Annotated in this window: 8 protein-coding genes; 6 read left to right on the top strand and 2 right to left on the bottom strand. The window is 71.9% G+C overall.

What is annotated here, in order from left to right:
• Nucleotides 1-78 precede the first annotated feature (78 nt).
• The gene (locus E1295_RS45715) at nucleotides 79-1,059 is read left to right on the top strand and encodes an acetylxylan esterase (RefSeq protein ID WP_166427745.1); all 981 of its coding nucleotides are present in this window, start codon (nucleotides 79-81) and stop codon (nucleotides 1,057-1,059) included.
• Nucleotides 1,060-1,126: 67 nt separating this feature from the next.
• Here the strand turns inward: E1295_RS45715 and E1295_RS45710 are convergent, their stop codons facing one another.
• Nucleotides 1,127-1,414: a HesB/IscA family protein gene (locus tag E1295_RS45710; RefSeq protein ID WP_132337477.1), complete on the bottom strand. Its 288-nt coding sequence runs from the start codon at nucleotides 1,412-1,414 to the stop codon at nucleotides 1,127-1,129.
• 139 nt (nucleotides 1,415-1,553) lie between these two features.
• Between E1295_RS45710 and E1295_RS45705 the strand changes: the two genes are divergently transcribed.
• The 4 genes from E1295_RS45705 (at nucleotide 1,554) to E1295_RS45690 (ending at nucleotide 5,483) form a co-directional block, all read left to right on the top strand.
• A complete protein-coding gene (locus E1295_RS45705; RefSeq protein WP_166427744.1) occupies nucleotides 1,554-2,795 on the top strand; it encodes a methyltransferase domain-containing protein in 1,242 nt (413 codons plus the stop codon).
• A 262-nt stretch (nucleotides 2,796-3,057) separates the two neighbouring features.
• Nucleotides 3,058-4,068, top strand: coding sequence for a PRC and DUF2382 domain-containing protein (locus E1295_RS45700; protein WP_132641286.1), 1,011 nt, complete (start codon nucleotides 3,058-3,060; stop codon nucleotides 4,066-4,068).
• A gap of 189 nt (nucleotides 4,069-4,257) precedes the next feature.
• A complete protein-coding gene (locus E1295_RS45695; protein WP_132641284.1) occupies nucleotides 4,258-5,079 on the top strand; it encodes an NAD(P)-dependent oxidoreductase in 822 nt (273 codons plus the stop codon).
• Nucleotides 5,080-5,117: 38 nt separating this feature from the next.
• Nucleotides 5,118-5,483 (top strand): winged helix-turn-helix transcriptional regulator, encoded by a 366-nt coding sequence (locus E1295_RS45690; protein ID WP_220449234.1) that lies wholly within the window; start codon nucleotides 5,118-5,120, stop codon nucleotides 5,481-5,483.
• A 16-nt stretch (nucleotides 5,484-5,499) separates the two neighbouring features.
• Here E1295_RS45690 and E1295_RS45685 read toward each other — a convergent pair whose 3' ends face one another.
• Nucleotides 5,500-7,272, bottom strand: coding sequence for an exo-alpha-sialidase (locus E1295_RS45685; protein WP_246081187.1), 1,773 nt, complete (start codon nucleotides 7,270-7,272; stop codon nucleotides 5,500-5,502).
• 242 nt (nucleotides 7,273-7,514) lie between these two features.
• On the opposite strand from E1295_RS45685, the gene E1295_RS45680 reads away from it, so the two are divergent.
• On the top strand, nucleotides 7,515-8,414 hold the full coding sequence (locus E1295_RS45680; RefSeq protein WP_132641280.1) for a hypothetical protein: 900 nt from the start codon (nucleotides 7,515-7,517) through the stop codon (nucleotides 8,412-8,414).
• Nucleotides 8,415-8,620: the final 206 nt, after the last annotated feature.

Genomic DNA, 8,620 nt, shown 5'->3' with positions numbered 1-8,620 from the left:
CGAACAAAGGGGGCGGGATAGCGCTTTCCAGCGCTATGCGATGAAATGTCATTGATCCTGCTACAGGTTGGAGACCTCGTGCCCCTGTTCGACATGCCCCTTGAACAACTTCGCGGCTACCTTCCCGACCGCGACGAGCCGGCCGACTTCGACGCGTTCTGGTCCCGCACCCTGGCCGAGGCCAGGGAGCCCGGCCCGGCCGCCGAATACGTCCCGTACGACCTGCCCTTCGCCGCCGTGGACGTCTTCGACGTCTCCTTCGCCGGGTGGGGCGGCCACCGGATCAACGGCTGGTTCCTGCTGCCGAAGGGCGCGGACGGCCCGGTGCCGTGCGTGATGCACTACATCGGCTACAGCGGCGGGCGCGGGTTCCCCAAGGACCACCTGATGTGGCCGGCGGCCGGGTACGCGGTGTTCGTGATGGAGACGCGCGGCCACGGCGGCGGCAACGTGGGCAGCCCCGGCACCACCGGCGACCCGCACGGCAGCGCCGGACCGCAGGCGCCCGGCATGATGACGCGCGGCATCCTCGACCCCGACGACTACTACTACCGGCGGGTCTTCACCGACGGGGTCAGGGCGGTCGACGCGGCGGCCGAGCACCCTGCGGTCGACGCCCGGCGCATCATCGTCTCGGGCGGCAGCCAGGGAGGCGGCATCGCGCAGGCCACCGCCGCGCTGCACCCCTCGGTCAGGGCCGCGCTCATCGACGTGCCGTTCCTGACCCACTTCAGGCGCGCGGTCGAGATCACCGGGCGCGACCCGTACCAGGAACTGGTGCGTTTCCTCGCCACCCGGCGGGACACCGCGGACCAGGTGTTCCGCACGCTCTCATACTTCGACGGCCTCAACTTCGCCGCGCGCGGCCGGGTCCCGGCGTTGTACTCCGTGGCGCTGATGGACGACGTGTGCCCGCCGTCCACGGTGTTCGCCGCCTACAACCACTGGCAGGGCCCCAAGGAGATCACGGTGTGGCCCTGGAACAACCACGAGGGCGGCGGCGGGTTCCAGTCCGAGGAGCAGCTGCGCTACCTGCACAAGCTGCTCAGCGAGGACTGAGCGGGCGCGCCCGTGCCGGACCGCCCGTGCCGGACCGCTGGAAGGGTCCGGCACGGCGGCGGCCGTGTCAGGCGCTCTGCTCGGTGACCAGGAAGGACACGCTCCCTTGGTCGTCGGCTCCGGCGTCCAGAGACTTGTCCTCCAGCACAGTGGCGGCCACAGGATCGAGGTAGACCCGAGCTCCTTCCGACTCGACCACCGCGTCCGCCGGTTCGGGGGCGGTGGCCAGGGAAAGGGTGAGCGAACTCGCGCCTTCGCCCTGCGACGAGATGCGGATCCCGCTCTGCGAGGGCTCGGGCGCGGCCGCGGTCAGGTCGCGGATCGCCTGGGCGGCGTTGGCTGTCAGGGTGAGCACTACGGCTCCTCCTCACGTTCGACGTACACGAGTTGGCTGCCCTTCCCTCCTCAGTCAGGCTCAACCCTTCGTGACCGTTTCTTTATCAAATTTCTTGTTCAGGCCCGTCCGGTACGTCGCCGCGTGGACAATGGTGCCCATGGACCTCGCGGCGCTGCGCAACGACATGGTGGCGGCGCTGCGCGAGCGTCAGCACGTCGGTGAGCCGGTGGCCGCCGCCATGCGCGCGGTGCCCCGCCATCTCTTCGTCCCCGGCACCGACCCCGAGGACGCCTACCGCGACCAGCCCATCGTCACCAAACGCGACGAGCGGGGCACGCCGATCAGCTCGTCCTCCCAGCCCGCGATCATGGCGGCCATGCTCGACCAGCTCGGCGTGCTGCCCGGCCACCGGGTGCTGGAGATCGGCGCCGGCACCGGCTACAACGCCGCCCTGCTCGCCCGCCTGACCGGTCCCGGCGGGTGGGTGGTGAGCGTCGACATCGACCCCGACATCGCGGCGCAGGCGCGCGGCCACCTCGCCGCCGCCGGGACGTCCGGGGTCGAGGTGGTGTGCGCCGACGGCGCCGGGGGTCATCCGCCGCTCGCCCCCTACGACCGCGTGATCGCCACGGTGGGCGTCTGGGACCTGGCCCCGGCCTGGCTGGAGCAGCTGACGCCGGAGGGGCGGCTCGTGGTGCCGCTCGACCTGCGCGGCGTACAGGTGTCGGTGGCCTTCGAGCGCGCCGAGGGCTGCTGGGAGAGCGTGTCGGTGGTTCCGTGCGGGTTCATGCGGATGCGCGGCCCGTCGGCCGGCACGGAGGCGCTCATGACCGTACGCCGCGACCCCGAACTGCTGCTGACCCTGCCGGAGCCCCGGGAGGTCGGCGACGTGGCGGCCGCGCTCGACGCCGCGCCCACCGAGCTCGCCACGGGCGTGCGCGATGACGCGCCGCCTTACCTGACGGGCCAGGGCGTCTGGTTGTGGCTGGCGCTGCACGAACCCCGCTGGTGCGCCCTGAGCGGCAAGCTGGAGGCGGGATACGGCGCCACCGCCGGCATCGTCGGCACGGCAGGCGCAGCAGGCGCAGGCGGTACAGGAGGCGCAGGAGGCGTAAGCGGTAACGCTGGCGGAGGCGGCGGAGGCGGCGGAGGCGGCGGAGGCGGCGCAGAAGGCATCGCGCTGCTCGCCCTGCGGGACGGGGCGATCGTCGTACGCGGCCACGGACCCGGCGGCGCGAGGCTGGCGGCCGACCTGGCCGGGCACGTCCGGGCATGGGAGGCGGCCGGCCGCCCGGACGCGGGCACGCTCCGCGTACGAGCCTGGCAGGGGCCCGCGCCCGGCGACGGGGCCGCCATCATCGAGAAGCGCCACACCACCCTGGCGCTGAGCTTCGCGTAGCACCCCCGGCCTTTCGCGGGTCGCAAGGGTTCCCGCGCCGCGCCCCTGGAAGCGCGCGTTCCGTACGGCTCGCTGAGCCTTCCCGGGAGTTCGTGTCCGGCCGGTGAGGCGGTTTCGCGGGGTGTCGTGGACAGCGGTGGTGCGTCTGTTCCGGGATACCGGAATGAGGGTGAAAACTGCCCGACAAAATGTGGATTTATGGCGATATGGGGTATTTGTCAGGATTGAACCAGGACGAGCGCATGGGGGGATCGTCGTGGCAATGGAAACAGAGATCCGCAACCTGCTCGACTGCCACGTGGTGGGGTCGGACGGCCAGTCGATCGGCAAGGTGGGCCAGGTCTACCTCAATGATCGCTCGGGCGAGCCGGAGTGGGTGACCGTACGCACGGGGCTCTTCGGCATGAAGCAGACCTTCGTGCCTCTGGCCAACGCCCGTCGCTCGGGGGAGGAGATCAAGGTCCCCTTCGACAAGGAGATGATCAAGGGCGCTCCGAACATCGACGTCGATGATCGCCTCACGATCGAGGAGGAGGCCGACCTCTACCGCTACTACGGCATGCGGCCGTCGAGCGTCCCGCAGCAGCGCGCCGGCGAACCGCGTACCGCGAGGACTCCGGTCACGGGGGACCGGCCGGACAGGCCGGATGCCACCGGCGGGAACGCGGGCGCGCCCCGCGACGACCTCATCACCGGAGGCCCGGCGGGTGGCACGGCAGGCAAGAGCGCCCCGGGAGGCACCATGGGAGGCACGGCGGGGGAGATGGGCCGGCGGGACGTCGCCGGCACGACGGCCGGCCCCGACGTCAGGGGCGAACGCGTCGGCGGCGACCTCGCCGACGAGCACGACATCTCCATGACCCGGTCGGAGGAGCGCCTTCGCATCGGCAAGGAGACCAGGGAGACAGGCCGCGTCCGCCTCCACAAGTACGTCGACACCGAGACCGTCCACGAGACGGTGCCGCTCTCGCACGAGGAGGTCGTGATCGAGCGCGAGGCCGTCCACGAAGGGGACGCGGCGGCGGCGCACGACGTGGAGATCGGCGAGGAAGACCGCGAGCTGATCCTGCACGAGGAGCGTCCGGTCGTCGGCAAGGAGACCAGGCCGGTCGAGCGGATCCGCGTCACCAAGCGGGACGTGCGGCACGAGGAGACCGTCGAGGGCCAGATCCGCAAGGAGCGGCTGGAGATCGACGAGGACGGAGAGAGCGGCGAGAGGGGCGAGGGCGAGATGTTCGGCCACCGCGGGAGCGACCTTCCCCCGGAGCGGTGACATTCGGGGCAGTGGTGCCGGATGCGCCGCTGCGGACCTTGCAGGCAAAGCCCCGGTCGCTGGTGAGAGGCATCAGCGCCCGGGCTTTTCCGCGCCGCCCCCGGTGCTCGCTGACGTTCGGGTAACCACGCACTTCGAAGTGCGTTCTTGTGGCACGTACCGATCCGAGGCAACAGTGTCCCCATGAACATGCGGCATGAACGAATCAGCATCCTCGGTCTGGGAGCCATGGGGCGCGCGCTCGCGGGCGCGCTCCTCGAAGCCGGTCGCGAGGTGACCGTCTGGAACCGTACGCCCGCGAAAGCGGACGACCTCGTCGCCCGGGGCGCGCGGGAGGCGTCGAGCGTGGAAGAGGCGATCGAGGCGGGCGACCTGACGGTCGCATGCCTGCTGGACGACGCCAGCGTCCGGGAGGCGCTCGCGCCGGCCACGCACAACCTGGACGGGAGGACGCTCGTCAACCTCACCAGCGGCTCGGTACGGCAGGCACGTGAGCTCGCCGGATGGCTCGAGAAAGACGGGGCGCGCTTCCTCGCCGGCGGGATCATGGCCGTGCCTCCGACGATCGGGACGGAGGGAGCCTTCATCCTCTACAGCGGAGCACGTGACCTGTTCGACCGGGTCGCCCCCGTGCTCGGCCCTCTCGGCCGTCCTCTCTGGGCGGGCGAGGACCCAGGATTCGCGGCGCTGTACGACATGGCCGCGCTGAGCGGCATGTACGGCATGAGTGCCGGGGCGGACCACGCCGTGGCACTGGTCCACGCGGAAGGCGGCGACGTGGAGACGTTCAAGCGCGAGGTGCTTCAGCCGTGGATGGAGCAGATGCTCGCGATCACGGTCCCCGGCGCCGACGTGAGCGAATCCGTTCCCGACGAGTACAACCCCGCGATGCAGGCGACCGGCCTGGAGACCCTCCTTTCCGCCTCCCAGGAGGCGGGTGTGCCCGCGGACCAGGCCGGACACCTGCGCGCCTCGCTGTGGCGGATGCGGCGCGCCATCGCCGCCGGCTGAGCCCGTGCCACAGGAGCGGGGCGGGTGGCCCGGCTATCATGAGGCAGGTGCGCAACCCGCCCTACATCTGTGCCCTCGACGCCGCGATGGACGTCGTCGGGGGCAAGTGGAAAGCGCTGATCCTGTGGGCGCTGGCCGAGCGGCTCCACCGGTTCGGCGAGTTGCGCCGCACTCTCCCCGGCGTCAGCGAGAAGGTGCTCGCCCAGCAGCTACGCGAACTCGAGGCGGACGGGATCGTCCGGCGGACCGTGTTCGAGGAGAAGCCACCCCGAGTCGAATACGCACTGACCGACGAAGGCGTCGCCCTCTACACGGCGCTCGGCGCCTTGGGAGAATGGGGTGTTCGCCGCATGCGCACGCTCGGTGTCGTCCCCACGCACGGCAAGGACCAGGCCGGGGCGTGAGAGTGGGGCGGCGCGCTCACGATCCACGGCTGGAACGCTCGGCGTACAGCTCGATCTCGTTCAGCATGCTGCACGTCCGGCCGATCTCGGGGTCGCAGCCGTCCGTCGGCGTGGTGACGATCTTGACGTGCCGCCCGGTGTGCCGGAGCTCCGAGTAGCGCATCGCGTAGTCGGTCCTGCCGGTGACGGTGAGCGCGGGCTCGCCCCAGGTCCGGCCGTCGCGTGAGAGGTAGACGCGGGCTCCGGCCGGATGGCCGGGGCGCAGGCTGAGGCCGATCCGGGTGAAGGCGTAGGGCCGGTCCAGGTGCAGGACGTAGCGGCCGCGGCCGGCGGCGACCGCGCCCGACCAGTAGGCCGTGCTGCCGTCGAAGGCGGCGGCGGGCCTTGTCCTCGGCCGGTAACGGCTGGTCCACCTCATCGTGGTGTCGACCGTGAGGTCCCCGCGCCGGCGCATCGCCCCCAGGTCCAGCAGGCCGGGGCCGGGAGGGGTCACGGTGAACAGGCGGCGCTTGATCGCGTACCAGCCGCCGTGCTCGAACCGGCCGTGCGCCGGGCAGGCCGTCTCGTTGAGCAGCCCGTCGGGCCGTACGCCCGGCAGTTTGCAGTTGTCGAAGACCTGGATCAGCCGGTGCGGGCCGATGGCGGCCACGCCGGTGTAGCCGGACGATCCGTGCGTGTCCCAGATGCCGTCGCGGTTGTGGTAGGTCACCCACGGCTGCAGCCACGCCTCGCCGAGCCCGTCGGGGGAGACGGCCAGCCAGTTGTCCGGCCGCCCCGCGCTCAGCACGAGCACCCCCGCCGGGGTCAGCAGCAGCCGGGGCGCCACTCCGCGCACCACGCAGTCCGCGCCGGAGGATAGACCGGACAGGCGCAGCTCGCGCGCCGGCGACCAGGTGCGGCCGCCGTCCGCCGAACGGCTCTGGTGCAGCGTGGAGTATTTTCCGCCGTCGTGGCGGAGCACTGCCAGCAGGCTGCCGTCCGCGGTCTGCGCGACGGCCGCCTCGGTGTAGCCGAACCCCTCGGACGGCGTGGCGATCACCCCGCGCCGCGTGAACGTCGTCCCGCCGTCCTGGCTGGCGTACACCTCGGCCTGGTACGCCCCCGTGCCGCCGTAGCGGGCGTAGACCGAGATCAGGATCGTCCCGTCGGGAAGCTGGACCGGAGCCCCGTACGCGGCCCCGCCGGGCAGCAGGTCGCCCGGCGTGGTCAGGGTCGCCTCGGACCGCAGCCAGCTCTCGCCGTCGTCCAGCGAGGACGAGGTGAGCACGCCCAGAGCGGCCGTGTGCGGGCCTGTCCTGGCCGGATAGTACTCGGTGGCGAAGAAGCGGCCGTCGTGCAACTCGACGGGCGGCTCGCGCAGCGGCGACCGGCTCGGCGGGCCGAACGTGGCGCCCCCGTCGCCCGAGACCACGGCCGCGTTGGTGAGGGTGACGACCTCGTCGACGTTCGTGGTGTAGGTGACGAGCACCTTCCGCTCAGGAACGCCGCCGCGCCCGCGCACGTCGAGCACCGACACGTTCGGGAAGCCGGCGAACTCCAGCCGCTCGGAGGCCGTCGGCTCCCGCGCGGGCGGCCGCGGGAACGGGTGGACGAGATCGGGTGAGGAAGCACTGGCGATCAGGTAACCCTCGCTCGCGGCGGGGCGGTCCGGCAGCACGCAGTAGCCGGCTCCCGCCCGCGCGGACGCCGGAAGCGTCGCCGGAAGTGCCCCCGGCAGCGTGGCCGGCAGCGTGGCGGACAGCGTGGCCGACAGGGCCGTCGACAAGGCCGTGACCACGGTCGCATGCATCAGCACCGGCCCCGCCTCTCACCTCCGGTACGCCAACGGTACGGACTCTAGATCACCCGGCGCCGGTGACCCGGTATTCACCTGCGGGGAGTCGCCGGTTCACGCCGGGACGAGCCCAGAAGATTCATACCTTTCGTAAAGTGACAGTTGACATGAATCCCCAGTATGACGACGATCGAGGCGGCACCATTAAGTGTGAATTTACGTAGGTCGAGAGACCGCGGGTCGGGAGGTGGCCCTACATGAGCATCGAGCCCAGGGCGCAAGTGGCCCCAGAGCGCGTGCTGCCAGGCCCGGTGCCCGTGGCGCCGGAGGCGGCCGCGCAGCAGCGCGTGGTCCAGCGGATCTGCGCCAGGGTGGCCCCCGAGGGCATGAGGATCGGCGTCGGCGATCTGCCGCCGGGAGGCCTGCAGGTGTGGATCGAGACGCCGGTGGACATCGCCGCCGCGCCGGAGTCATGGGTGCTGCACCACCGCATGGCCCGCGAAGTGGCGCTGGTCGGCTGGCACTGCGAGGCGGACGCCGACCGCCTGCTGGTCCTCGGCTGGAGCGCCGCGTGCCTGCACAACCGCGTACGCCTGCTGCAGAGCGGCCTGCGCCGGCTGGCCGACTTCGAGCACACCGCACAGCGGGCCGTGCAACTCGACGGGCAGGACCCGGACGACGAGCCGCCCGCACAGGTGGCCGCGGCCGTCTGCTCCTCGATCGAGCGGCGGCTGCGCTGGCCGGAACGGCTGGCCGAGCTCGCCGGGTTCGAGCGCAGCTCGGAACTGCCGCACCTGCAACTGCTCCTCGCCCAGGTCGCCGGCCTGGAGACCAAGGTCGCCCGCGCCTGCGAGGAACACCTCGTCATGGCGCGCGTGCTGGCCAGGGCCGTCTGCGAGCAGTACACGCGGCACCGCGACCTGCACCGCGCGCAGCGGGACGTGCTGGCGGAATCGCGCCGCTGGGTGCACGCCAGCACCATGATCCGTGGCTCGGCCGGCGCCCGGCCGAGCACCCCGGGCGTCGGCCGTCCCCACATGGGGCTGACGGAACGCCGCATCGCCGCGAGCGTCATCAACCACGGCGTGCCGCGCGTGACCCGCGCGGCCACCGCTCCACGGGCCGACCACCTCGGCCGTACGGAGGACGCACGCTGACCTCGATCCGCTCAACGGCGAGCGGTCACCCGGAAAAACCCACACCAGTCCGGTAGGAGAGCTCCCGTCATGCGAACCCCCCCGCACCTGCCCGCCCGGGCCAGGCACGAGCACCGAGACCCCGAGCACGTACGGCGCCACCCGTACGGCCTGCACGACATCCCCCCGCAGACCGGGCCGCGCCACCCGCTCGCCCTCCCCGACAC

This window comes from Nonomuraea mesophila, from assembly GCF_004352805.1.
GTDB classification, from domain to species: Bacteria; Actinomycetota; Actinomycetes; order Streptosporangiales; family Streptosporangiaceae; genus Nonomuraea; species Nonomuraea longispora.
The sequence above is the reverse complement of the archived record's forward strand: the minus strand, read 5'-3'. Positions and strand labels throughout refer to the sequence as shown.

Coding starts and splice junctions, on each gene's coding strand:
- E1295_RS45700 (WP_132641286.1), top strand. CDS start 3,058: ATGGAAACAGAGATCCGCAACCTGCTCGACTGCCACGTGGTGGGGTCG.
- E1295_RS45680 (WP_132641280.1), top strand. CDS start 7,515: ATGAGCATCGAGCCCAGGGCGCAAGTGGCCCCAGAGCGCGTGCTGCCA.
- E1295_RS45685 (WP_246081187.1), bottom strand. CDS start 7,272: ATGCATGCGACCGTGGTCACGGCCTTGTCGACGGCCCTGTCGGCCACG.
- E1295_RS45695 (WP_132641284.1), top strand. CDS start 4,258: ATGCGGCATGAACGAATCAGCATCCTCGGTCTGGGAGCCATGGGGCGC.
- E1295_RS45690 (WP_220449234.1), top strand. CDS start 5,118: ATGAGGCAGGTGCGCAACCCGCCCTACATCTGTGCCCTCGACGCCGCG.
- E1295_RS45705 (WP_166427744.1), top strand. CDS start 1,554: ATGGACCTCGCGGCGCTGCGCAACGACATGGTGGCGGCGCTGCGCGAG.